General features: G+C 68.7%; 22 protein-coding genes and 1 riboswitch. Of the genes, 7 read left to right on the top strand and 15 right to left on the bottom strand.

Going from position 1 to position 22,538, the window contains the following annotated elements:
* Positions 1-4: 4 nt before the first annotated feature.
* From ABD088_RS16325 to ABD088_RS16255, 15 genes are all read right to left on the bottom strand, one after another.
* Positions 5-511: a flavin reductase family protein gene (locus ABD088_RS16325; protein WP_343903024.1), complete on the bottom strand. Its 507-nt coding sequence runs from the start codon at positions 509-511 to the stop codon at positions 5-7.
* Positions 512-563: 52 nt separating this feature from the next.
* A riboswitch (SAM riboswitch) is annotated at positions 564-678 on the bottom strand.
* A gap of 201 nt (positions 679-879) precedes the next feature.
* The gene (gene rplI, locus ABD088_RS16320) at positions 880-1,335 is read right to left on the bottom strand and encodes a 50S ribosomal protein L9 (protein WP_343903022.1); all 456 of its coding nucleotides are present in this window, start codon (positions 1,333-1,335) and stop codon (positions 880-882) included.
* A 15-nt stretch (positions 1,336-1,350) separates the two neighbouring features.
* On the bottom strand, positions 1,351-1,590 hold the full coding sequence (rpsR, locus tag ABD088_RS16315) for a 30S ribosomal protein S18 (protein ID WP_007269381.1): 240 nt from the start codon (positions 1,588-1,590) through the stop codon (positions 1,351-1,353).
* Positions 1,591-1,658: 68 nt separating this feature from the next.
* Positions 1,659-2,246: a single-stranded DNA-binding protein gene (locus ABD088_RS16310; protein ID WP_343903021.1), complete on the bottom strand. Its 588-nt coding sequence runs from the start codon at positions 2,244-2,246 to the stop codon at positions 1,659-1,661.
* A gap of 41 nt (positions 2,247-2,287) precedes the next feature.
* A complete protein-coding gene (gene rpsF / locus ABD088_RS16305) occupies positions 2,288-2,593 on the bottom strand; it encodes a 30S ribosomal protein S6 (protein ID WP_343903020.1) in 306 nt (101 codons plus the stop codon).
* A 207-nt stretch (positions 2,594-2,800) separates the two neighbouring features.
* Positions 2,801-4,939 carry an acyltransferase family protein gene (locus ABD088_RS16300; RefSeq protein ID WP_343903019.1) on the bottom strand — a complete coding sequence of 713 codons (2,139 nt, stop codon included), beginning with the start codon at positions 4,937-4,939 and terminating at the stop codon, positions 2,801-2,803.
* A gap of 101 nt (positions 4,940-5,040) precedes the next feature.
* Complete coding sequence (locus ABD088_RS16295) at positions 5,041-6,348, bottom strand: M18 family aminopeptidase (protein WP_343903018.1); 1,308 nt, start codon at positions 6,346-6,348, stop codon at positions 5,041-5,043.
* A 34-nt stretch (positions 6,349-6,382) separates the two neighbouring features.
* Complete coding sequence (locus tag ABD088_RS16290; RefSeq protein ID WP_343903017.1) at positions 6,383-6,568, bottom strand: hypothetical protein; 186 nt, start codon at positions 6,566-6,568, stop codon at positions 6,383-6,385.
* Between the two features lie 7 nt (positions 6,569-6,575).
* Positions 6,576-7,358 (bottom strand): response regulator, encoded by a 783-nt coding sequence (locus ABD088_RS16285; protein WP_343903016.1) that lies wholly within the window; start codon positions 7,356-7,358, stop codon positions 6,576-6,578.
* On the bottom strand, positions 7,355-8,659 hold the full coding sequence (locus ABD088_RS16280; RefSeq protein WP_343903015.1) for a sensor histidine kinase: 1,305 nt from the start codon (positions 8,657-8,659) through the stop codon (positions 7,355-7,357). Before ABD088_RS16280 ends, ABD088_RS16285 begins: the two co-directional genes overlap by 4 nt.
* 137 nt (positions 8,660-8,796) lie before the next feature.
* Positions 8,797-9,654, bottom strand: coding sequence for an ABC-2 transporter permease (locus ABD088_RS16275; RefSeq protein ID WP_343903014.1), 858 nt, complete (start codon positions 9,652-9,654; stop codon positions 8,797-8,799).
* Complete coding sequence (locus ABD088_RS16270; RefSeq protein WP_343903013.1) at positions 9,651-10,604, bottom strand: ABC transporter ATP-binding protein; 954 nt, start codon at positions 10,602-10,604, stop codon at positions 9,651-9,653. Before ABD088_RS16270 ends, ABD088_RS16275 begins: the two co-directional genes overlap by 4 nt.
* Before the next feature lie 96 nt (positions 10,605-10,700).
* Entirely contained in the window at positions 10,701-11,336 is a 636-nt protein-coding gene (locus ABD088_RS16265; protein WP_343903012.1) for a response regulator, read from the bottom strand.
* Positions 11,329-12,624: a sensor histidine kinase gene (locus ABD088_RS16260; protein ID WP_343903011.1), complete on the bottom strand. Its 1,296-nt coding sequence runs from the start codon at positions 12,622-12,624 to the stop codon at positions 11,329-11,331. Before ABD088_RS16260 ends, ABD088_RS16265 begins: the two co-directional genes overlap by 8 nt.
* 10 nt (positions 12,625-12,634) lie before the next feature.
* Entirely contained in the window at positions 12,635-14,188 is a 1,554-nt protein-coding gene (locus ABD088_RS16255; RefSeq protein WP_343903010.1) for a glycosyltransferase family 87 protein, read from the bottom strand.
* A 119-nt stretch (positions 14,189-14,307) separates the two neighbouring features.
* Here ABD088_RS16255 and ABD088_RS16250 point away from each other — a divergent pair, with 119 nt between their 5' ends.
* The 7 genes from ABD088_RS16250 (at position 14,308) to ABD088_RS16220 (ending at position 22,493) form a co-directional block, all read left to right on the top strand.
* A complete protein-coding gene (locus ABD088_RS16250; protein WP_343903009.1) occupies positions 14,308-15,519 on the top strand; it encodes a cytidylyltransferase domain-containing protein in 1,212 nt (403 codons plus the stop codon).
* A gap of 28 nt (positions 15,520-15,547) precedes the next feature.
* Positions 15,548-16,444, top strand: a complete 897-nt coding sequence (locus ABD088_RS16245; protein WP_343903008.1) for an N-acetylneuraminate synthase family protein — start codon at positions 15,548-15,550, stop codon at positions 16,442-16,444.
* Positions 16,445-16,460: 16 nt separating this feature from the next.
* Positions 16,461-17,471: a glycosyltransferase family 2 protein gene (locus ABD088_RS16240; RefSeq protein ID WP_343903007.1), complete on the top strand. Its 1,011-nt coding sequence runs from the start codon at positions 16,461-16,463 to the stop codon at positions 17,469-17,471.
* Positions 17,468-18,871, top strand: a complete 1,404-nt coding sequence (locus ABD088_RS16235; protein WP_343903006.1) for a polysialyltransferase family glycosyltransferase — start codon at positions 17,468-17,470, stop codon at positions 18,869-18,871. The genes ABD088_RS16240 and ABD088_RS16235 overlap by 4 nt, the downstream gene beginning before the upstream one ends.
* Positions 18,872-18,889: 18 nt before the next feature.
* Positions 18,890-19,924, top strand: coding sequence for a hypothetical protein (locus ABD088_RS16230; RefSeq protein ID WP_343903005.1), 1,035 nt, complete (start codon positions 18,890-18,892; stop codon positions 19,922-19,924).
* Positions 19,921-21,297 (top strand): DUF6716 putative glycosyltransferase, encoded by a 1,377-nt coding sequence (locus tag ABD088_RS16225; RefSeq protein ID WP_343903004.1) that lies wholly within the window; start codon positions 19,921-19,923, stop codon positions 21,295-21,297. The genes ABD088_RS16230 and ABD088_RS16225 overlap by 4 nt, the downstream gene beginning before the upstream one ends.
* A gap of 110 nt (positions 21,298-21,407) precedes the next feature.
* On the top strand, positions 21,408-22,493 hold the full coding sequence (locus tag ABD088_RS16220; RefSeq protein WP_343903003.1) for an inositol-3-phosphate synthase: 1,086 nt from the start codon (positions 21,408-21,410) through the stop codon (positions 22,491-22,493).
* The last annotated feature ends 45 nt before the right edge of the window (positions 22,494-22,538 follow it).

Raw genomic sequence — 22,538 nt, 5'->3', positions numbered from 1 at the left:
CTCTTTAGGCGAAGGCTTCGGCCTTCAAGGTACGGAAGGCCGATCCGTGGAAGACCAACGGCGCGTGCACTCCGTCGTGGGTGGCGTGCCCATGGACGCGCAACAGAACCACCTGGTGGTCTCCGGCGGGGATCTCCTGTTCGACGCTGCAATCGAGCCACAGGGCAGCTTCGTGGAGGAACAGCGCACCGTCGTCTGTTGAATCGAGGCGCAGTCCGGCGAACCGGTCCCCGGTCTTCGAGGCAATCTGTCGGCAGACCCCGTCGTGGGCCTCGCCCAGCACCGAGACGCCGATCCGGCCCGCCGCCCGGACGAGGGGCCACGTGCGCGAGGTGTTCTGCACCGCGAACATCACCAGCGGCGGGTCCATGGAGACCCCCACGGTGAACGATGAGGCGACGATGCCCTGGGGCTCGCCGTCGATGATGGCGCAAAGCGCCGCAATACCCGAGGGGTGCTGGGCAAAGGCCTGGCGTAGGGCGTCGGGCTGAAGATCGGTGGACAGTGTCATCTGTGCTACCTCCGGCGTAGGGCACATCACCCGGGCCGGAGCCCCGTTGGATGTGCGGTACTTGCCGCCCGGGGACCCAGACGGCCGAATCATCACCTGGAGCACCCCACTACCGTGAGAGGGTTGCCGGCCAACGAGCCAGGGCTTATATGTTGACGCTCTTGATTCACTAACTACGCTATGCGCGCGGGTCCACGCCCGTCAAAGGTCGACGAAACATTTCGCAAGGTGTCGTCGATCCTGTCCGCACATGCCGCCCCGGTTCCCGTGTTAACGCACCGAGGGACCCCGCGCTTTTCAGCGCGGGGTCCCTCGGTGCACGATCTCCGGTTCGAGCCCTCTAGGCGGCCACCGGTGACACGTGGTGGCTACTTCTTCGCGGCAACGACCTGCAGGTCGATGGTCGCGGAGACGTCCTCGTGCAGACGGACAGTCGCCTGGTAGTTGCCCGTCGACTTGATGTGCTCGGGGATTTCCACCGTGCGCTTGTCGATCGAGCCAAGGCCTGCGGCCTCGACTGCGTTGGCGATGTCAACGGTCTTGACGGTGCCGAACAGGCGTCCGCCCTGGCCCGCCTTGACGGTGATCTTGACCGGCTGGGAACCCAGCTTGGTGGCCAGTGCCTGGGCATCCTCGTGGGATGCGACGGCGCGGGCGGTGCGGGCGGCCTTGATGGACTCGACCTGCTTTTCGCCACCCTTGGTCCAGGTCAGCGCGAAGCCGCGGGGCAGAAGGTAGTTACGTGCGTAACCGTCCTTCACCTCGACTACTTCGCCGGCGGTGCCGAGACCGGTAACTTCGTGGGTCAGAATGAGCTTTGCCATGTGATTATCCCTTCCTTAGCCGCGGCCAGCGCCGGAGTAAGGCAGCAGGGCAACTTCGCGCGCGTTCTTGATGGCCTGGGCGATCTTGCGCTGCTCCTGGACGGAGACGCCTGTCACGCGACGGGCACGGATCTTTCCGCGGTCGGAGATGAACTTGCGCAGCAATGCGACGTCCTTGTAGTCGATGACGGTGATGTCAGCGGCCTTCAAGGGGTTGGACTTTGGTTTGGGCTTACGGAGTTCAGCCTTAGCCATCGTGGAGCTCCTTTATCTAGTGGAGCCCGCAGAATTCTTCTGCGGGATGGTGAATAAGTGGTGGTGCTTTAGAAAGGCGGTTCGTCGGAGCCGCCGGAGTTGCCCCATCCCCCGCTATTGGAGGAGGAGGAAGAGGACCAGGGGTCCTCGGCCGGAGCATTCCAGGAGCCGCCGCTGTTTCCGCCGGAGTTGCCTCCGCCGAATCCACCGTTGCCACCCTGGTTGCCGCCGCCGCCGCCGAAGTTGCCTCCGGCATTGCCGCCGCCGAATCCACCGCCACCCGAGTTGTTGCGTTGGGTGCGGGTGACCTTGGCGGAGGCGTAACGCAGCGAGGGACCGATTTCGTCGGCCTCCAGCTCCATGACGGTGCGCTTCTCGCCTTCCTTGGTTTCGAAGGAACGCGACTTCAGCCGACCCTGGGCGATGACTCGCATGCCCTTGGTCAGCGTTTCGGCGACATTCTCGGCAGCCTCACGCCACACCGACGCACGGAGGAACAGCGTTTCGCCGTCCTTCCACTCGTTGGTCTGGCGGTCGAAGGTCCGAGGGGTCGAGGCGATGGTGAAGTTCGCCACCGCCGAGCCCGACGGGGTGAAACGCAGTTCCGGATCAGCGGTGAGATTTCCGATGACCGTGATGACGGTTTCGCCTGCCATGGTGCCTCCTAGAGTCGGTTTCTACGAATGATCGCGGCAGACTACTCTGCTGCGACCTTCTGGTCTTCCGGACGGGTGATCTTGGTGCGCAGGATCGTCTCATTGAGCGACAGCTGGCGGTCAAGTTCCGCGGAAGTGGCCGGGGTAGCGGTGAAGGTAACCACCGCGTAGATGGCTTCTGCCTTCTTCTTGATTTCGTAGGCCAACCGGCGGCGGCCCCAGATATCAACGTTGTCGACGGTGCCACCGTCGTTGCGGACGACATCAAGGAACTTGCCGAGAGTCGGTTCCACGGTACGTTCGTCGACCTCGGGGTCGATCAGTACCATCAGTTCGTATGCACGCATGTGAACCCACCTCCTTTGGGCTAAACGGTCACGGTCTTTCCGTAACAGGAGGGTCTGTGCGTTGGCTGCGGTCGCTTCAGGGATCAGAAACGACACAAACAGCCTGAGCCATCCTACCCGATGCCAGTTCACCAACCCTAACCGGCAACGTGCAGCCAGAGGAGGGGCAGCGGGCAGCTGTGGACTGGCTCCCCGGTGTCAGGCCGGTTAGTGGTCCAGTCCCGCCTGTTCGGCCAGGCCGTTCCCGCGCAGCGCCCGGGACATCCGTTCCTCGAAGGTGGGGGCGATGGTGGCCATGTAGGTGTCCGAGATGTGGTTCTGGTCGCGGTAGACCAGGACGTTGCCCACCACTGCGGGGCAGAGCTTCTTCGTGCAGAACTGGTCGGTGAAGTCCAGGAGGTCCAAGCGCGGATCCTTGGCCTGGGCTGCGGCGATCCAGTCGTCGTTGGACAGCGCTTCTTCCCTGTCCTTGCCGCACTGGCGTAGCTCATCTGCGTGTTTGGCCACGCAGTCGCGCGCCAGCGGATCCTGGCTCGGGTTCGGTGAATCCCGGACCAGGACGACCTGCTTGCCCGAGTCCTGCACCTTGCTCCAATAGTCCACGGCCCCTTGGGTCGCCGCTTCGGATCCGCCCTTGAAGGGGGCGCCGGTCCACGCGGCGATGAACACCGCGTCGATGTCCTTGCTGGTGACCAGGTCGTCGAGCCGGTCCTTGTTCGCGTCAACGCAATCGATGAAGCCCTTCTTCTGGGCCGTGCGGACCGCCCCGGTGAAGGGGCAGGAGTTCTTCAGGTGGGTGACGATCCTCCAGTTGTGCTTCTTGGCCATCGGCTCCAGTGCCTGCCACCACTGGGTCGCATGCGAGTCCCCGACCAGGGCGATGGTGAATTTCGCATCTTGTTTCGTCGCGCCGAATTCACAGGTGTGGGACAGGTGTGAGGCCCCACTGGACACGCAGCTGCCCAGATCGGCGTAATCCGTGTGGGCCGAGGAGGGTGTGGGAACGATCTGGTGGTTCGTCGTCGCAAACGCCGCCCCGGTGGCAATGGAAGCCGCACCGAAACCCTCGGGAGGAGAGTTCTTGAGTTGTTGGATCTGTCCGTTCTCCGCCGCGACCACCTGCTGCTGGCCCACGGTGGGAACCAGGGCGAGGACCGCCGCCAACACGACGGCGGCCGCACCGACTGCCAGTGCGCGGACATTGCTGGTCGCCAACGGCCGCCACGTCCTGGCCGGGGTTTCGATGAACCGGTAGCTCAGCCAGGCCGCGACCAGGCTGAGCCCCAGCAGCCCGAGGCTTTCCAGCGGGCGGGGCTCCTTGTCTCCGATCAGGATGAAGAACGTGAGGATCGGCCAGTGCCACAAATACAGCGAATAGGAGGCGTTGCCCACCCACTGGATCGCGGGGTGGTCGCTGAGCCAGTTCATGCTCAGCGGGCCGGACGTCCGCCCGGCCAGGATGACAGCGGCGGTGCCCAGGACAGGAAGTGCTGCGGAGTAGCCCGGGAAGGGGGTCCCGCCGTCGTACCTGATCACGGCGTAGCCGATGGCCGCCAACCCGGCCAGGACCAGCAGCGAGCGCATCCCGGGCGAGGCGAGGGCGCGGGGCACCCGTTGGGGCGCACCGTCCGCCCGCCCGGCCATGACGACGGCCAGCAGCCCGCCGATTCCCAGCTCCCACATGCGGGTGGGGGTCACGAAGTACGCTGCGGGGTCCCCGGCGGCGGTCAACCAGATGCTGTAGGCCAGGGAGGCGCCGGTGACGACCCCGAAGAACGTCAACAGGGTAGGGCGCAGGTTCCGGGTGCCCGACAACCTGCGGCCCCCGCGGATCGCGCCACGGCCCAGCAGCAGTGCCGCGACCACCAGCAGCGGCCACAGCAGGTAGAACTGTTCCTCGACGCCCAGGGACCAGAAGTGCTGCAGCGCGGTGGGCGGATTTTCCGCCGCGAGGTAGTCCACCGAGTCGGCCGCCAACACCCAGTTCTGCACCGAGAACACCGAGGCCAGCGCCTGTTGGCCGATGGTCCCCCACTGCGTGACCGGGGCGAAGGCCAACGTGGCGACGACGACGGCGGCGATGGCCACCAGTGCTGCCGGCAGGATGCGCCGCACCCGTCCGGCCCAGAATCCGGGCAGGCTGATGCGTCCTTCCCGTCGGGCTTCGCGCACCAGGTGGCCGGTGATCAGGAAACCCGAGATCACGAAGAACACGTCGACCCCCACGAAGCCGCCGGGGAGCACCCGTGGTTCCAGGTGGTACGCGACGACGACCAGGACGGCCAGGGCGCGCAGGGCCTGGACTTCGGGGAGGAACTTACGGGGTGTGACCTGCTGCGAACTCATGCCCGAGAGCACACCACGTCCAGGTGAATCGACGGTTACGGGCGGGTGGATGTCACGCGGCCATCCCCTGTGCAGGCCGCCGCGGGCGCGGCGGCCGGACCTCAGACGGCGAAGAAGGCCTCGGCAACCCGGGCCAGGCGCAGCGGGTCCTCCACGGCACACATCTCCCGGGCGGAATGCATCGAGAGCAGGGCGATCCCCACGTCCACGGTGCGGATCCCCAGGCGCGTCGCCGTCAGGGGCCCGATGGTGGAGCCGCAGGGCATGACGTTGTTGGAGACGAACTCCTGGTAGGGGACGTCCGCCGCGACACACAGCCGTGCCCAGAGCCCGGCACCGACGGCGTCGGTGGTGTAGCGCTGGTTGGCGTTGATCTTCAGCAGCGGGCCGCCGCCGAGGACGGGGCGGTTGGCGGGGTCGTGGCGTTCGGGGTAGTTCGGGTGCACCGCATGGCCGGCGTCTGCCGAGACGCAAACCGATGCCGCAAAGGCGCGGGCCCGCTCCTGGACGCCACCGCCGGCGGCGTCCACGATGCGTTCGAGCACGTCCTGCAGGAACGGCCCGCAGGCTCCGGAGCGGGACGCGGACCCGACCTCTTCGTGGTCGAAGGCGGCCATGACCGCGATATGGCGTGCCCCGTCGTCGTTCCTGGTCCCGCCCTGGGAGTCGCGTTGGGCGTGGGCGATGAGCGCCGCCAGCGACGCGTGGACCGAGGAGAGGTTGTCCAGGCGGGCGGAGGCGAGGAATTCCCCGTGGGCGCCGAAGACCTCCGGCTCCTGGGCGATGGTGGTGACGATGTCGTACCCGGTGATCCGCTCCGGGTCGATGCCGGCGTCCTCGGCGAGGAGGGCGAGCAGGTCCGCCTCGGAGGGGTCGCCCAGACCCCAGACCGGGTGCAGGTGCTGCTGCTTGTCCAGGGTCAGTCCGTCGTTGACCGCCCGGTCCAGGTGGATGGCCAGCTGCGGGATGCGCAGCAGGGGCCCGGTGCGTGCCAGGTGTTCGGAGCCGTCGTCGGTGACCAGGCGGCCGGAGAGGATGAGTTCGCGGTCCAGCCAGGAGTTCAGCAGTGGCCCCCCGTAGACCTCCACCCCGGCCTGCAGCCAACCCTCGCGGCCGGTGGTCGGTTTCGGCTTGAGCTTGAAGCCGGGCGAATCGGTGTGTGAACCGAGGATGTGGAAACCGGTGGTCGCCGTCGTGCCGGCCGGGACATGCCAGGCGATCACCGCGCCGTCACGCACGATGTAGTGCCCGCCCGGCGTGGCATCCCATGCGTCGGCCTCCGCTTGGGCGGTGAATCCCGCGGCATCCAGCCGGCGGGCGACCTCTGCGGCTGCGTGGAAGCTGGAGGGCGATGCCGCCACGAAGCTGCCCAGGTCGTTGGTGAATTCGCGTGCTGTCGGCGTGCTCATGCCCATCCTCGTGTGTGCGTCCAGGGTCCGCGGATCAGCCGCGGCTTCTGCCATTCCACCCGCCGTGGCGGTAAACGGCAAATGCGACGGCCACCACACCCAGCCCCATCAGGACCGGACCGGCCAGTGTCTGGTGCAGCACCACCGCCAGGAACGCACCGGAGGCGATGAGCACCACGGCCAGCAGGAACCAGGGATTGCGCAGGAATTCGATGTTCATGATGCCCCTAGTAGTCCAGCCCCTGGCTGGGCACCACCAGGCCGGTCTCATAGGCGTAGACCACGGCCTGCACGCGGTCGCGCAGGTGCAATTTGGTCAGGATCCGGCGTACGTGGGTCTTGACCGTGGCCTCGGAGAGGAAGAACCGGTGGGCGATCTCGGCGTTGGAGAGACCCTCGGACATCGCCCCGAGGACCTCCAGTTCCCGGGGGGTCAGATCCTGCAGGAGGGGGTCCCGTTCGGTGGTCACCGGGGACGACGCCGGTGCCGGGGCGGGTGCCCCGCCCGGGCCGGATCCGGCCGCGCCTGACGTCGCGCCGGGTCGACGGACGTAGGTTTCGAGCAGGCGGGCGGTGATCCGTGGGGCCACGACCGCGTCGCCGCTGGCGACGAGCCGGACGGCGTTGACCAGTTCCGCGGGCGCAACGTCCTTGAGCAGGAAGGCGGAGGCACCGGCCTGCAGGCCGGCGAACGCGTATTCGTCCAGGTCGAACGTGGTCAGGATGATGATCTTCGCGCACGGCACCGCCTCGGCGATGCGACGCGTGGCCTCGATGCCATCCATCTTGGGCATGCGCACATCCATGAGCACGACGTCGGGGGTGGATTCGATGGCCAGGGCCACTCCCTCTTCCCCGTCGGAGGCCTCCCCGACGATGGTCAGGTCGTCCTCGCCCTCGAGGATGAGCCGGAACCCCATGCGCAGCAGCGGCTGGTCGTCGACGAGCAGGATGGTGATGGGGTCCCCGGGTTGGTGTTCGTGCTCCGGTGCCGGTGCTGGGTCGTTCATGCTGTGGTTTCCCCCTGGGGTAGCTGGTTTTTTGCTGCCTGTTCCGGCACGGCGAGGATCGCATGGACGACCCATCCGCCGCGCGGGCCGGGGCCGGCGTACACCGACCCCCCGTAGATGGCGGCACGTTCGCCCATGCCCCGGATGCCCTGCCCGCTGCCGATCGCGTCGCGCGTGGCCCCGGTGAGCTGGCCGTTGTCGGTGATCTTGATCCTCACGGTGTCCTCGTCGCGGGAGATCCCGACCTCGACCCGGGTCACTGCCCTCCCATAGCGCAGCACGTTGGTCAACGATTCCTGCACGATCCGGTAGACCGTGAGCTGGAAGGCGGCATCCCCGGGCAGTGACGGTCCGGTGTGGGTGACCTGCAGCGGCAACCCGGCGACCCGGAAGCCCTCGAGCAACTCGGCCAGCGAGGAGGATGCGGGCTGGGGCGCCAGGGGCGCGTCGCTGCCATCGCGCAGCACCCCGATCACCCGCCGCATGTCGGCCAGGGCGCTGCGGCCGGTCGAGGAGAGTTCGCCGAGCACGCCCGCCGCCTTGCCGGGGTCACGTTGCATGGCGACCTGGGCGCCGTCGGAGAGGGCGATCATCACCGAGAGCGAGTGCGCGACGACGTCGTGCATCTCGCGGGCGATCCGGTTGCGTTCGGCCACCTGGGCCAGGCGTTGGACCCGCCCACCCCAGTTGGCCAGCTCGGCGTCGTGGAGCCGGTTGTTGCGCACGGCGGCTCCGATCCCGACGACGGCGAAATTCGAGAGCACGGTCAGCGAGGCCATCATCCAGATGAAGGTGTTCACCTCCGGGACCTCGGCGAGCAGGTAGCGCCCCACCGCTTCGGGGGCCCGGGCCGCCGGCAGCACGACGACGAACTGCACCAGCAGCTGCATGGCGCTGATCAGACCGGCCATCATGAACATGCGCTTGCTGGCATATAACGTGGCGGTCGTATACAACACCAGCCAGACCGCGAGCGAGGTGGCCGAGAAGTAGGGGTCGAACAGCTGCATCCCGGTCTCGCAGAGGAAGACGAGTCCCAGGACCACCATGGGCCAACGGCGCCGCAGGGTCAGCAGGAGCGAGATGACGATGACCCCGGCCCACGGCGCGCCCCTCCCGTTGGTCGCCGATTCCAGCGCGGAAGGACTCGAGGCGAGGAAGTAGGCCAGGGCCAGCAGCACATCCACCAGGGTGCGGTGCGAACGCATGAAGCGCCGGACCGGTCCCCTGCGCTTTTCGGTGAGCTCGGCAAAGGTCGGCGCCGGCGTCTCCGGGCCCTCCCCCTGCGGATCTGTGCTCATGGTTCCAGCTTATCTTTCAGTTCCCCGCGCACCCCGGGGACACGAACCGCGGGTGGCGGCGGCCGTTCGTTCCGCCACCACCCGCGGTGGTTGGGAGGGGCCCGCCGTCCGGGTGGACGGCGGGCCAGGGTTCGTGTCTAGACGTCGCGACGCTGGATCACGAACAGGGTGGCCAGCAGCGGGATGACCGCCCACAGGCCCAGGGTCAGCCCGGCCTGCCAGTGCTCCAGTCCGCCGTCCGGCACGGTGGCGCTGATCAGGTTGTTGTACGCCGAGTCCGGCAGGAACCGCTTCACGTTGGTGAAGAAGTCGTTCGTCAGGAACTGGAACACGGTCGGCAGCACGAAGATGAGCGCGACCAGGGTGACGATGGCGCCGGCCGAGTTGCGCAGCAGTCCGCCCAGGGCCATCCCCAGCAGCGCGATGACTGCCACGTAGGCTGCCCCGAACCACAGATTGCGTTGGAACGTCTCGGAGCCGAAGTCCTGGTGCATCGAATAGCTGGAGAGGATCGGCATGATCACGACGGCGGAGATCAGGGTCGAGACCACGGTGACCACGATCGCCATGAGGGCGACGAGTGCCGCCTTGGCCAACACGACGGGGAACCGCTTCGGAATGGCGGCGAACGTCGCCCGGGCCATGCCCGTGGTGAATTCGGAGCTCATCACCAGCACGCCCAGGGCCCCGATGATGAGCTGGGCCAGCATGATGCCCGAGGGCGCGATCGTGTCGACCAGTTCCGATTGGTCGCCCATCGCCGCTGCAGCTTCAGGGTTGTCGGCCATCATGTCCTGGGTCGAACCGATGATCCACGCGCCGAGCGCGCCGATGCCGACCATGACCACCAGGGTCGTCAGCACCAGGATGATCGAGGAGGGGACCGTGGAGAACTTGCGGTATTCGGCGCCCAGGGCCCGCCCGAAGGACGTCCCCTTGCCGCTGGTGGTGCGCGGACGTTGGGGCGTGGTTGCCTGCTGGATATCGGTGCTCATTTGCTGGCCCGCCTTCCGGATTCAAGGGGTGCTTCGGCGCCGGCCACGGGACCGGAGTGGTATTCGACCTCGTCGCGGGTCATGTCCATGTAGACGTCCTCGAGGGAGGCCTGCAGCGGGGTCAGCTCGAAGACCAGGACCCGGGCGTCGAGGGCCCGCTGGGCGATGTCCCGCGGTGCGGCACCCTGGATTTCCAGGGTGTCCGGCCCCGTCGTCGTGATGGAGACCTCCGGTGCAGCCAGCGACCTGACCAGTTCCTCCGGGGAATCGGTGCGCACGCGGGTGCGGGCTGCACCGGCACCGGAGAGGACGTCGGCCATCGGGGCGTCGGCCAGCAGTCGTCCGCGGCCGATGACGATCAGGTGGTCGGCGGTCTGCGACATCTCGCTCATCAGGTGCGAGGAGAGGAAGACCGTGCGCCCCTCGGCGGCGAGGCCCTTGGCCATGTTGCGGACCCACAGCACGCCCTCGGGGTCCAGCCCGTTGACGGGTTCGTCGAGGATCAACGTGTGCGGGTCGCCCAGCAGTGCCGCGGCGATGCCGAGGCGCTGGCCCATGCCGAGGGAGAAGCCGCCGACCTTCTTGCGGGCCACCGGCCCCAGGCCGGTGGTCTCGATGACCTCGTCGACCCGGCTGTTGGGGATGCCGTGGGTGGCGGCCAGCACGCGGAGGTGGTTGCGGGCCGAGCGCGACTTGTGCACGGCCTTGGCCTCCAGCAGGGCGCCGACCTCACGGATCGGTGCGCGGTGCTCGGCGTAGCGTTTGCCGTTCACCGTCACCTCGCCGGAGCTGGGGCGGTCGAGCCCCATGATCATGCGCATGGTGGTGGATTTGCCGGCGCCGTTCGGCCCCAGGAACCCGGTGACCTTCCCGGGTTGGACGGTGAAGGACACGTCGTCCACCGCGCGTTTGGAGCCGTAGTTCTTGGCGAGAGAGGTTGCCTGGATCATGCCTTCCACGCTACGGACCGCCACTGCCCGTGTCGCCGCCCCAACGGATGATCTTCACCACCGGCGTCGTACGACTTCAGGACGACGCCGGCTCACCTAGCGGATGAGGCGCAGCGAGCGGGCGCGGTCGATGGCCGCCGTCCGGGTGTCGACCCCGAGCTTGGCGTAGATGTGGATGAGGTGGGTCTTCACCGTCGATTCGGAGATGAACAATTCGCGGGCAATCTCCCGGTTGACCAGCCCCCGGGCCAGCAGGCCCACGAGTTCGAGCTCGCGGGGGCTCAGTTCGGTGGCCGCGTTGCGTCCCGCGGGGTCGATGCGCGCCGCCACCTCATCGGAGAGGACCCTGCGCCCCCGGGCGGCATCGCCGACGGCGGCCGTCAACCGGTCCAGCGGGGCGTCCTTGAGCAGGTACCCCGCGGCGCCGGACTCCAGGGCCGCCCGGATGTCGGTGTCGGAGTCATAGGTGGTGAGGATCAGCACCGGCGGGCCGCCGGCGGCACGGATCCGCCCGGTGGCCTCGACGCCGTCCATCCCGTCCATCTGCAGGTCCATCAGCACCACGTCGACGCGTTCGCCCAGCGTCTGCAGGCGGTGCAGCTGGGCGATCGCCGCCGCCCCGTCGGCCGCCTCGGCGACCACATGCAGCCCTCCCTGTTCGGTCAGCACCGCCTTCAGGCCCGCCCGGACCACCGGGTGGTCGTCCACCAGCAGCAGGTTCAGCTCATCCATGTCCATCCTCCGTTGGTAGTGGGATCCGCACGGCCACGACAGTGCCCTCGCCGGGCGCCGACTCGACGTCGACGCTGCCACCCAGGGCGCCGATCCGCGCCCGCAGGCCCAGCAGCCCGAACCCCGTCCCGTCGGGCCTGGCCTCGGTGGGCAGCGCCGTGGGATCGAATCCGGCACCGTCGTCGTACACATCGAGGGTGACCTCCCCGGCCAGGTAGCCCAGGCTGAGGACCGCCCGGGTGGCGCCGGCGTGGGCCAGCACGTTGGCCAGGCAGGACTGGGCGGTGCGCAGCAGGGCCCCGGAGACGTCGGTGGGCACGGCCAGTGGTTCTCCGTCCTCGCGGAAACGGCATTCCAGCTCCGCCCCGGAAGCCCGCGCGGTGCGTTCGGTCGCCGCGCAGAGCCGGGCGAAGCGGCCCGCCAGGGCGCCGGCCGCCGCTTCCAGGTTTCCGGCGGAGAGCCCCCGGACGAAGTCGCGCGCCTCGCCCAGGTTCTCCGAGGCGGTGGCGGCCACCGTGTCCAGGCGTTGGGCGGCCAGGTCCGTGTCGCCGGCGTCGAGTGCCGCGCGGGCCGAGCGGGAGACCAGCACGATGCTGGAGAACCCCTGGGCGAGCGTGTCGTGGATGTCGCGGGCTAGCCGTTCGCGTTCGGCCAGCACCCCGGCGCGATGTTGTTCCCCGGCCAGCGCGGCGCGGGTGCGGCGCAGTTCGTCCAGGGCGCGGCGTTGGTTGACGCCCTCGCTGTACAGGGCCCGGTAGGCGAACCCCATGACCACTGCGAACGCAGCGCCGAACAGCGGCCCGAGGACTGCGGCGACCGACACGCTCCCGGAGTGGGACCCCTGGGCGGCGACCACCACCAGGGTCGACCCGATGATGGCGACCAGCGCCACCCGGGTCCGCAACAGGTGCAATTGCAGGAAGAACAGCGGGAAGGCGATCCAGCTGAAGTCCGGATGCAGCCACATCAACGCCAACCAGAGCACGACGACGATGAGCAGCCAGGCGCGCGCGAAGCGGCTGGGATCCGGCGCCAGTCCGCGGGCATGCCGGTTCTCCCAGAGCGTGCCCAGCAGGTAGACGGCGGCCAGCACCCCGGCCAGGGCCACCGAACAGATGCGTACTGCCTCCGACGTGTCGGTGACCAGCACCCGCACGACGCCCACGGCGAGCAGCAGCGCGAACCCCACGTGCAACGACACCCGCAGCACGCGCAGCACCACATCACCGGCGCTCGTGCCGGCGTGCTCCCCGGAAGCCGGGGCCGCCGTCGTCGTCGTTTCCTCCATGCGCCCCAGCCTAGGTCGCCTCGGTGGAGGGCGGTTCAACCGTTCGGTGGATATCGCCCTTCCGGCCCGCCAGGGCGCGGTGGCCACCGCCGACCGGGCGGCCGATCCAGCTGAACCGTGGCAGCGGATCGCGCTCGGTACCGGCGTAGGGTCCAGCCTGCGGATCGTCCTGCCCGACGCGGCGGACCGGGTCGGTGTCCGGATCCCAGGCGCTGCGCGCCACCCGGAACATCAGGTAGCCGGTGGCGATCATGTGCGCGACGACGGCCAGCACGTAGAACGCCTCGGGGAAGGTGTTCTGCGCCTTGACGTCGGTGCTTCCCGAATACAGGTACATCCAGATGGCCCAGAAGTGCAGGGCCTCCACGAGCTGCCAGACCAGGAAATCACGCCACCGCGGCCAGGCCAGGGCCGCCAACGGGACGAGCCAGACGACGAATTGCGGGGAATAGACCTTGTTGAACAGCACGAAGGCGGCCACCACCAGGAACAGCAGCGAGGCGACGCGGGGCCGCCGGGGGGCAAACAGTCCCAGCGCGCAGATCCCGGCGCAGCTGGCGGCGAACAGCCAGAACCCGGCGGCATTGATGACGTCCGGGGTGAATTCGGGGGCTCCGGGCAGCACGCCGGCCGCGAGGTTCCAGGCGTGCCACAGGGAGGACAGGCCGGCGCCCCGGTCGCGGGTGAACTCCAGGAAGTAGCTCCACGAGGCGTAGTTCGTGATCATGAACGGCAGGTTCACCGCCAGCCAGGCCCCTGCGGTACCCGCGCCGACGTGCAGCAGCGGCCGCCAACGCCCCGTGCGCAGCGCCAGGACGAGGACCACGCCCAGGAACAGGATCGGATAGACCTTCATCGAGGCGCCCAGCCCGATGAGGATCCCCGCCAGGACGGGCCGGTCGCGGGCGAAGGCCAACAGGGCCAACGCCAGGAACATCACCGCCCACATGTCCCAGTTGATCGTCGAGGCGAGGATGATCCCCGGAGCCAACGCCACCAGGGCAGCATCCCAGGGCCGCCGGCCGGCCGAGCGTGCCGTGGCGATGACGATGATGAACCACAGGATGACCACCATCAGCAGGTTCACGTCGAAGAAGGCCAGGGTCCGGTTGTAGTCCCCGGGAACCACCAGCAGCGCGGCGAACGAGGCGACCGCCGACATGAGCACGGGGTACTCGAACTGGGCCCCGTCGGCGAAGGGGGCGAAGGCATTCGTGTCGAACCCGCGGGCGTGGAACAGTGCCGACCAATCCGAATAGCAGGCCCAGATGTAGGCGTTGGAGCCACCCCAGCCGAGGGTCCGGCACATGTTCTTCGCCAGCACGGCCACGATGGCGGCCACGAGGGTGAGGGCCACCAGCACCCGCTCGACGGTCAGGAATCCGGGGTCCACCCGGCCCGGTGCGGTGAATCGCCCCAGGGGTCCGCCGATCACCTCGGTGAGACGGCGGAGCAGCGGGTCATTGCGGCTGGGCACCGTGATGCGCAGCGGGCCACGCCGGGGGCCGGCGGGCGCGTGCTTGCCGGTGAGGTGCCGGGGCGGGTCCTGAGGCTTCTCGCTCATGGGAATCAGCCTATCCGGCCCCGGGGCAGCATCCCGGGCACCGAATGGTCCCGCACGCATCACCCGCCGTTAACCCGCAGGTGGGTCCCCGGTTACATCGGCTCCCTACTGTCAAATGAATGAAAACGACACAGAGTCCCCGCGTGCTGGTGGTCATCCCCGCCCGCGGTGGTTCGAAGGGCATCCCCCTGAAGAACCTGCGGCCGGTCGGCGGCAGCTCGCTGCTGGCCCGCGGTGTCGACGCCGCCTGGGCCGCCCCCTCGGTCACCGACGTGGTCGTGAGCACCGACCACTCGCAGATCCGCAACGAGGCCCACGCCCACGGCGCCCGCGTCATCGACCGCCCCGCCACCCTGGCCTCCGATACGGCCACCAGCGAATCCGCGGTGCAGCATGTCCTGGGCACCCTGGAGACCCAGCCCGACGTCGTCGTGCTCCTGCAGTGCACCTCGCCCTTCATCAACCCGGCCCACCTGGAGGCCGCCATCCGCGCGGTCCTGGACGGGCAGGCGGACGTGTGCTTCAGCGTCACCGAGGACCATTCGTTCCTGTGGGCAGCACCGGAAGGCACGGTGGAGGCCGTCGGCCACAGCGCCACCTACCGTCCGCGCCGGCAGGACCGCGAGCCGCAATACCGCGAGACGGGCGCCTTCTACGCGATGCGCACCGCGGGCTTCCGCACCGCCGACCACCGCTTCTTCGGCACCCTGAAGTTCCAGATCGTGCCGCCGGCGGACGCCCCCGAGGTCGATTCGTTCGATGACCTCGCCGTCGTCTCCGCCCAGGCGCTGCGTCGCGAGGCAGGGCCGGAGACCCTGCCGGTGCTGGGCATCGACGCCGACGCCCTGGTCACCGACTTCGACGGTGTCCACACCAACGACCTGGCCCTGGTGGCGCAGGACGGCAGCGAATTCGTCACGGTCTCCCGCTCCGACGGCATGGGTGTGGCCCGGTTGCGCCGGGCAGGTGTGCCGGTGCTGATCCTCTCCACCGAAACCAACACCGTGGTCGCCGCCCGCGCCGCCAAGCTCGGCGTCCAGGTCCTCCACGGTGTCCAGGACAAGGCGGCCCGCCTCACGGCCTGGATGACCGAGCAGGGCCTGGACCCGGCACGCGTCGCCTACGTCGGCAACGACGTAAACGACGTCGGGGCCATGGACACGGTCGGATGGCCGATTGCCGTGGCCGATGCGCGTCCCGAGGCCCTGGCCGCGGCACGCATCGTCCTCCACAAACCCGGCGGCCACGGCGCCGTCCGCGAGGTCTGCGAACGCATCCTCGAAACCCAGAATCGACCGGTGGCGTCCCCGCTGCTGGCCACTACCCCCTGAACCCAACCCCAACGAAAGGGACCCCCTCATGACCACCGAAGCCATCAAGCAGGCAACCCCCGTGAAGATCGGTGACGCCCAGGTCGGCACCGGCCAGCCCGTCTACGTCATCGGCGAGATCGGCATCAACCACAACGGCGACGTCGACGTGGCCAAGCAGCTCATCGACATCTCCGCTGCCGCCGGCGCCAACGCCGTGAAGTTCCAGAAGCGCACCCCGGAGATCTCCACCCCGAAGGACATGCGCGACAAGATCCGCTCCACCCCCTGGGGCGAGATGACCTACCTGGACTACCGCTACAAGGTCGAATTCGGCGCCGAGCAGTACCGCGACATCATCTCCTACGCCCGCAGCCAGGGCCTGGAAGCCTTCGCTTCGCCGTGGGACGTGCCCTCGGTCGAGTTCATGGAGGAGCAGGGCGCCGCGACCCACAAGGTGGCCTCCGCGTCCGTGACGGACCTCGAGCTGCTCCGCGCCCTGCGCGAAACCGGCAAGCCGATCATCCTCTCCACCGGCATGTCCACGATCGAGCAGATCGACACGGCAGTCGAGACCCTGGGCACCGACAACCTGGTCCTGATGCACGCGACCTCGACCTACCCGCTGCCCCCCGAAGAGGCCAACCTGCGCATGATCCCGACGCTGCAGGAACGCTACGGCGTCCCGGTCGGCTACTCGGGCCACGAGCGCGGCCTGCAGATCTCGCTGGCAGCCGTCGCCCTGGGCGCCGTCACCGTCGAGCGCCACATCACCCTGGACCGCACCATGTGGGGCTCCGACCAGGCCTCCTCGCTGGAGCCGAAGGGCTTCGAGTCCCTCATCCGTGACATCCGCATCCTGCAGGACGCCATGGGCGACGGCGTGAAGAAGGTCTTCCCGGGCGAGCTGGCACCGCTGTCCCGCCTGCGCCGCATCGACTCCTAGCCACGAAGGACCACCCATGAACACCCCCTTGCTCAGCATCATCATTCCGGCGAAGGACCAGGCTCCATTCATCCGCGACACGATGACGAGTCTCCTGAACCAGTTCGATGATCCGCGGGCACTGGAGGTGATCTTCGTCGACGACGGATCGAGCGACGGCACCGGGGAGCTGGTCAGGGCATTTGCCGACCGGCTTCCCGGGCTGAAGACGCTGCGCAACGACGAGGCGCGGGGCCTGGCGACGGCCCGCAACCAAGGGCTGGACCAGGCCACCGGAGCTGCCATCGCGTTCCTGGACGGGGACGACTGGTTGGCGCCAGGACACCTGGCGTACTGCCTGGCCGAGTTGAACCGCCTCGAAGTGGACTTCGTCCGCGTCGACCACGTCCGGGTGACCAAGGGCCGGAGGGTGATCCACCGGGCCCCGCAAGCCCGGCGCAACACGGCACTCGACCCGCGCCAGTCGGTCCTCCCGCACACGGAAACCACCATGATCGACTACCCCTTCGCCTGGGCCGGCGTCTTCCACCGCCGCCTGGCCGACGCCGGGATGCTGCATTTCCCGGACGGCCTGTTCACTGCCGAGGACCGCCCCTGGATCTGGAAGCTGCACCTGCAGGCCAGCTCCTACGCGGTGCTCAGTTCGCTGGGCATCATGTACCGGCGGGGAGTGGCGACGTCCCTGACCCAGATCTACGATCGGCGCCAACTCGACTTCGCCCGGGCCTTCGCCCTCTCCTTCGAGGTGGTTGCTGCCGATCCCGAGGCCGAAAGGTTCTGGCCCAAGGTGATCCGCCAGTTCATGGCGGTCTCCTGCCACCATCTCTCCCGCAGCAACCAGATGACGCCGGACGTCAAGGCGGAACTGGAGCAGGTCATCACCGATACGATGGCAACCCTGCCCGAGCCGATGCTGGCCGACGCCTTCACGGCACTCGACGCCAAGCGCCGGCGGGTGCTGCTACCCCTGCGGCCCCCACACCATCTCCCCACCCGATCCACCACCGTCCTGGAAGGAGCCCGATGATCCAGCTGCTCACGGCTTCCACCTTGTTCCAGGTCGCCTCGCTGGCCGCCATGGTCGACGCCGACGCACTTCCGGCCACCGACGGCGAACGCGTCCTGGTGCTGATCGACGGGTCCCAGCAGCCCGAACTGACGGGCCGTCTCCAGGACGCCCCGGGATTTGCCGACCTGGCCCGCAGGTTCGACCGCGTCGCGGATCTCGGAGAGCTGCTCTTCCCCCGCCGTCCGGCGCAGTTCAACCCCCGGGAGGAGGAGCTGTACCTCTGGGAACGGCTGCTGCGCAGCTACTTCGGCCTGGGCGACGAGCCCCTGCAGTTGTTCGTGGACTCCGTCCAGGTCAACCCCACGCGGGCGATCCTGCGGATCTTCCACGATGCACCCTTCATGGTCCACTCCGACGGGCTCATGTCCTATGGACCCACCCGGAACCTGCTGCCACCGGCCCTGCGCCAACGGCTGGACGGGCTGCTGTACGTCGAACTGGTTCCCGGACTGGAGCCCCTGCTGTTGCGCGAGTTCGCGCCCCGGCTGGTCCCGGTCCCCACCCAGCCGCTGGCCGACGTCATCGACACCCTCGCCCGTTCGAACCCGCTCTCCGCCTCCGTTCCCGACGCAGGCCCAGCCGGCGCGCGGGGCTCCTCGACGGCCATGATCCTCGGCCAGTACCTGGCCCATCTGGGACTCGTGGACGACGAGGAGGAAAGTGTCCTGCACCGCGAGATGGTGCACGAGGCACATCGTCGTGGCGCCACCCGGATCGTCTTCAAACCCCATCCCTCGGCGGGACCGGCCTCCGGTCGCCAGATGGAACACGACGCCGTCGAACTCGGCATGGAGTTCATCGAGCTGCGCGATCCCGTGCTGGCAGAGGTGGCCGTGGCCATCGTGCGCCCCGACGTCGTCATCAGCTGCTTCTCCACCGCCTTGCTGTCCATCCGCGCCTTGTTCGGCATCGACTGCGCCGCGGTCGGGACCGAGATGATGCTGGACCGGCTGGCCCCCTACGAGAACTCGAACCGCATCCCGGTCACGCTGATCGACTCCCTGTTCCGGCGTGGCCTCCCGCTTCCCGCGGAGGATCCCGCCGGACGGGACGGCGCCCTGACCCAGCTGGTCACCGCCGTCGGATACTGCATGCAGCCACTGCGTCTGGCCGGGGAGGAGGAAACGGTCCGCCGTTTCCTGGACACCGATTACTTGCGCTACGCGGAATATTTCAAGCGCCGCCGCCTGACGCGGCTGGACCTGCCCGGCGGCCTGCCGCCCCGGTCCGGCGCCTGGGGATTCGCCCTGCGGCTGAAGCGGCACCTGCCCGCGCCCCTACACCGGCCCCTCCGACGCACGTTGCGGCGCATTCCCCGCCGTTTCATCCAGGGGGCATCCCGAGTTGGCCGTTCCTGAGACATGCACGCCCCGACGATGACTTCCCGTCCACGCAGGACGCGCCTGGTTCCCCAGGTCCAGCGTCCCCGTTTCGGCACTGCCCAGGTGTGGGTGGAGTCCCCCCTGCAGATGCTCAGCGCCATCGAGGCGCACGGCGCCGGATTGCTGGGCCAGCGGACCACGATCCACCCGCGGGGAGGCACCGCCGGCATGGACACCACGATGCGTACCCTCATGGGCCAGGCCCCGCTGGGCGTCAGGTTCGGGGAATCGGGTCTGCAGGTGCCACCGGCCCGGAGCCGGGGCGTCAACCGCTGGGTGACCGGCGACGCGTTCTCCGGTCGCATCCAGCGCGAACTCATGGGCCCCATCCGGGCCGACGAAGTGGTCATCATCGACGACGGCCTGGCCACGGTGAAACTGCTGGGCACCCTGACCAGTGACCGGCCGATGCCCTTGGTCCGGCCGCGGGCACCCCGCAGCGCGGCCCGCACCGCCCTGGGGCTGGCTGCCTGGTACCGGCTGCGTTCGCTCGCCCGCCAGGGCCGGCTCATGGCCCTGACCGCCCTGCCGATCCAGCGCGACGTCGAGGAGGCCTTCCGGGGTCTGGGCGGGCATCTGGAACACCACCGGTTCGAATGGCTGAGCACCCAGCCCGTCGAGGAGCAGTTCTTCGAACCCACCATCGTCGTCGGATCGGCCATGGCCGCCGACGGCCTCATCCAGGAGCAGCCCTACCTGGACTGGGTGATCGGGCAGACCGAGGATGGGCCGATCGGGTACTTCCCGCACCGTCGCGAGGAATCCTCCTTCCTGGACCGGCTGGCCGGGCACCCCCTGATCACGGTGCACCCCAACACGATTCCCGTGGAGATGCGGCTGCGCGGCCTGCGCCACGGCCAGAGTGTCCGCGCCCTGCCCTCCACCGTCCTGCCCTCCCTGCGGTTGCTGCTGGGTCCGAACCGGGTGCGGATCATCGGCCAACCGGTCGCTGAGCAGTGGTGGACCGACGCAGCGTCCCCCGGGCTGCGCACGCACCTGAGCAGTTCACTGGAGGACCCCACCTCGTGAACGCGCACCTGCCCACTGCGGAGGTGCGCACCCCCGGCTCCACGACCGGCTCCACCCCCGCAACGGACCCCGCCGCGCCGGCCCGACCGCGTATCCTCGCCGTGGCCGACAGCGACTCGTACTTCAAGTTCGCCTGCGCCACCCTGGACGCCCTGGGCCCCGAGTGGGACCGCCGGGTGGTCCTGGCGCGCACCCCGATCCTTCCCACTGCCGAACAGCGCCAGACCGCCGTGGCCGGGTCGTTCCTGGCGGACGGGCCACCGGTCCAGGTGCTGCCCGTGCGTTCCCTCGGCCCGCTGCTCGACGGTGCCGACGTGGTGCTGGCAGCAGCCACCGGGCCCGTGGTCCAGGAGGTCTTCCACCGCGCCGCGGCAAGCCATCTGGACCGGGTGCAGCGACCGCTGGTCCGGGCCCTGTCCCGCCTGCGACGCCAGGTCGGAGCCCCCTTCCGGCGGGCTTCCTCGTCCACCCGGAACCCGGACGACGCGTCCAGCGGACGCACCACTGCGCTGGTTTCGGCACTGCCCGGCGTCGCCTACCCGGCGACCGAGAAGGCCATGCGCTTCCGTGCACTGGGCGACGCCTTCCTCGCGCACAGCCACGCCGAGGCCCGTGATTTCGCCGATGTGCTCAACACGTTGGGCAGTCCGCAGGCAGTGCTCACCGCCCGGCTGCCGTTCCTGGGTTCGGTCGGCGAGCCCACCCCAGATGAGACGGCCGTGCACACGGTGGTCTTTGCGGCGCAGGCCAAGTTCCCGGTCGGGCGCACCGAACGCGAGCAGGTGCTCCAGGCATTGGCCCGAACCCGCAGCGCCCACCCAGCCGTCGAGGTCATCGTGAAACTGCGCGCCAAGGCCGGCGAACCACAGACCCACCGCGAGGAATTCCCCTACGACCGCCTCTGGGATGACCTGGTGGCCCGGGGACGCGTGGACGCCGGTGACGTCCGATTCGTCACGGGGTCGATGAACGCCGTGCTGCAGCCGGGCACCCTGATGGTGACTGTCTCCTCCACCGCAGTGCTCGAAGCCGTGGACCGCGGGCTGCCGGCGATCGTGCTGGGTGACTTCGGGGTCGGACCGGAACTGTACAACGGGGTTTTCGCCGGCAGCGGCCTGATCGGGACCCTGGCCGATGTCGAGGCTCTCACGGTCAGGCACCCGGATCCCGAGTGGCTGCAGGACCACTATTTCCACCCGCCCACCCCGGAAACCACGGCCCGCCTGCTCCGCCTGGCCGAGCTGGGCCGTGCCGGACGGCTGTCCACCTCACCCGCTGCGGTGGCCACGGCCCGCGGGCTCGCGGTGCGCAATCGGCTGCGCACCGCCTTGCCCGCACCGGCCCTGCGCCTGATCCGCACACTGCGCCCCTGACCCCCGCCCGGACGTCTCCGGTCGGGCCCGGGGAATACCACGGGCCGCGCGTCACTTAGACTCTTTATGGCCCTTGGCCGCCCAAGAAACTTTCTGCTGTAGGAGACACTGTGTCGGGAAACCCCATTCGGGTCGCAATCATTGGCGTGGGAAACTGCGCGACGTCGCTCATCCAGGGCGTGGAGTACTACAAGGATGCGGACGCAAAAACCAAGATTCCCGGCCTGATGCACGTGGAGTTCGGCCAGTACCACGTCAATGACGTCGAGTTCGTCGCGGCCTTCGACGTCGACGACAAGAAGGTCGGCCTGGACCTCGCCGAGGCCATCACCGCCAGCGAGAACAACACCATCAAGATCGCCGAGGTCCCGACCACCGGGATCACCGTCCAGCGCGGCCACACGCTCGACGGACTGGGCAAGTACTACCGCGAGACCATCACCGAATCCGCGGCCGACCCGGTGGACATCGTCGCGGCACTGAAGGAATCCCGCGCCGACGTGCTCGTCTGCTACCTGCCGGTCGGCTCGGAGCAGGCAGCGAAGTTCTACGCCCAGTGCGCCATCGACGCCCACGTCGCGTTCGTCAACGCCCTGCCGGTCTTCATCGCCGGAACCCAGGAATGGGCCGACAAGTTCACCGCCGCCGGCGTCCCGATCGTCGGAGACGACATCAAGAGCCAGATCGGCGCGACCATCACGCACCGCGTCATGGCGAAGCTGTTCGAGGACCGCGGCGTCACGCTGGACCGCACCTACCAGCTCAACGTCGGCGGCAACATGGACTTCAAGAACATGCTCGAGCGCGACCGCCTGGAGTCCAAGAAGGTCTCCAAGACGCAGGCCGTCACCTCCAACACCTCGGCGAAGCTCAGCGCCGACGATGTGCACATCGGACCGTCGGACTACGTCGCCTGGCTCGATGACCGCAAGTGGGCCTTCGTCCGCCTCGAGGGCCGCAACTTCGGCGACGCCCCGGTCTCCCTGGAGTACAAGCTCGAGGTCTGGGACTCGCCGAACTCAGCAGGCGTGATCATCGACGCCATCCGCGCCGCGAAGATCGCCCTGGACCGTGGCATCGGCGGCCCGCTGCTCTCGGCCTCGTCCTACTTCATGAAGTCCCCGCCGCAGCAGTTCAACGACGAGGCAGCCCACGAGAACGTCGAGGCGTTCATCCGCGGAGACCTCGAGCGCTAAGAGCCGCCGCCCACCGGCAGACGGCGGCCCGCCCCCACGGGTGGG

It is taken from the genome of Arthrobacter rhombi (assembly GCF_039526245.1).
GTDB classification, from domain to species: Bacteria; Actinomycetota; Actinomycetes; order Actinomycetales; family Micrococcaceae; genus Arthrobacter_H; species Arthrobacter_H rhombi.
This window is presented reverse-complemented; position numbering and strand designations above follow the sequence as displayed.

Bases quoted from the DNA above. Each gene is read 5' to 3' on its own strand.
- ABD088_RS16270 (WP_343903013.1), bottom strand. From the start codon at position 10,604: ATGATCCAGGCAACCTCTCTCGCCAAGAACTACGGCTCCAAACGCGCG.
- ABD088_RS16260 (WP_343903011.1), bottom strand. From the start codon at position 12,624: ATGGAGGAAACGACGACGACGGCGGCCCCGGCTTCCGGGGAGCACGCC.
- ABD088_RS16245 (WP_343903008.1), top strand. From the start codon at position 15,548: ATGACCACCGAAGCCATCAAGCAGGCAACCCCCGTGAAGATCGGTGAC.
- ABD088_RS16285 (WP_343903016.1), bottom strand. From the start codon at position 7,358: ATGAACGACCCAGCACCGGCACCGGAGCACGAACACCAACCCGGGGAC.
- ABD088_RS16275 (WP_343903014.1), bottom strand. From the start codon at position 9,654: ATGAGCACCGATATCCAGCAGGCAACCACGCCCCAACGTCCGCGCACC.
- rpsR (WP_007269381.1), bottom strand. From the start codon at position 1,590: ATGGCTAAGGCTGAACTCCGTAAGCCCAAACCAAAGTCCAACCCCTTG.
- ABD088_RS16240 (WP_343903007.1), top strand. From the start codon at position 16,461: ATGAACACCCCCTTGCTCAGCATCATCATTCCGGCGAAGGACCAGGCT.
- ABD088_RS16325 (WP_343903024.1), bottom strand. From the start codon at position 511: ATGACACTGTCCACCGATCTTCAGCCCGACGCCCTACGCCAGGCCTTT.
- ABD088_RS16310 (WP_343903021.1), bottom strand. From the start codon at position 2,246: ATGGCAGGCGAAACCGTCATCACGGTCATCGGAAATCTCACCGCTGAT.
- ABD088_RS16295 (WP_343903018.1), bottom strand. From the start codon at position 6,348: ATGAGCACGCCGACAGCACGCGAATTCACCAACGACCTGGGCAGCTTC.
- ABD088_RS16230 (WP_343903005.1), top strand. From the start codon at position 18,890: ATGACTTCCCGTCCACGCAGGACGCGCCTGGTTCCCCAGGTCCAGCGT.
- ABD088_RS16280 (WP_343903015.1), bottom strand. From the start codon at position 8,659: ATGAGCACAGATCCGCAGGGGGAGGGCCCGGAGACGCCGGCGCCGACC.
- rpsF (WP_343903020.1), bottom strand. From the start codon at position 2,593: ATGCGTGCATACGAACTGATGGTACTGATCGACCCCGAGGTCGACGAA.
- ABD088_RS16235 (WP_343903006.1), top strand. From the start codon at position 17,468: ATGATCCAGCTGCTCACGGCTTCCACCTTGTTCCAGGTCGCCTCGCTG.
- ABD088_RS16300 (WP_343903019.1), bottom strand. From the start codon at position 4,939: ATGAGTTCGCAGCAGGTCACACCCCGTAAGTTCCTCCCCGAAGTCCAG.
- ABD088_RS16290 (WP_343903017.1), bottom strand. From the start codon at position 6,568: ATGAACATCGAATTCCTGCGCAATCCCTGGTTCCTGCTGGCCGTGGTG.
- ABD088_RS16265 (WP_343903012.1), bottom strand. From the start codon at position 11,336: ATGGATGAGCTGAACCTGCTGCTGGTGGACGACCACCCGGTGGTCCGG.
- ABD088_RS16255 (WP_343903010.1), bottom strand. From the start codon at position 14,188: ATGAGCGAGAAGCCTCAGGACCCGCCCCGGCACCTCACCGGCAAGCAC.
- rplI (WP_343903022.1), bottom strand. From the start codon at position 1,335: ATGGCAAAGCTCATTCTGACCCACGAAGTTACCGGTCTCGGCACCGCC.
- ABD088_RS16250 (WP_343903009.1), top strand. From the start codon at position 14,308: ATGAAAACGACACAGAGTCCCCGCGTGCTGGTGGTCATCCCCGCCCGC.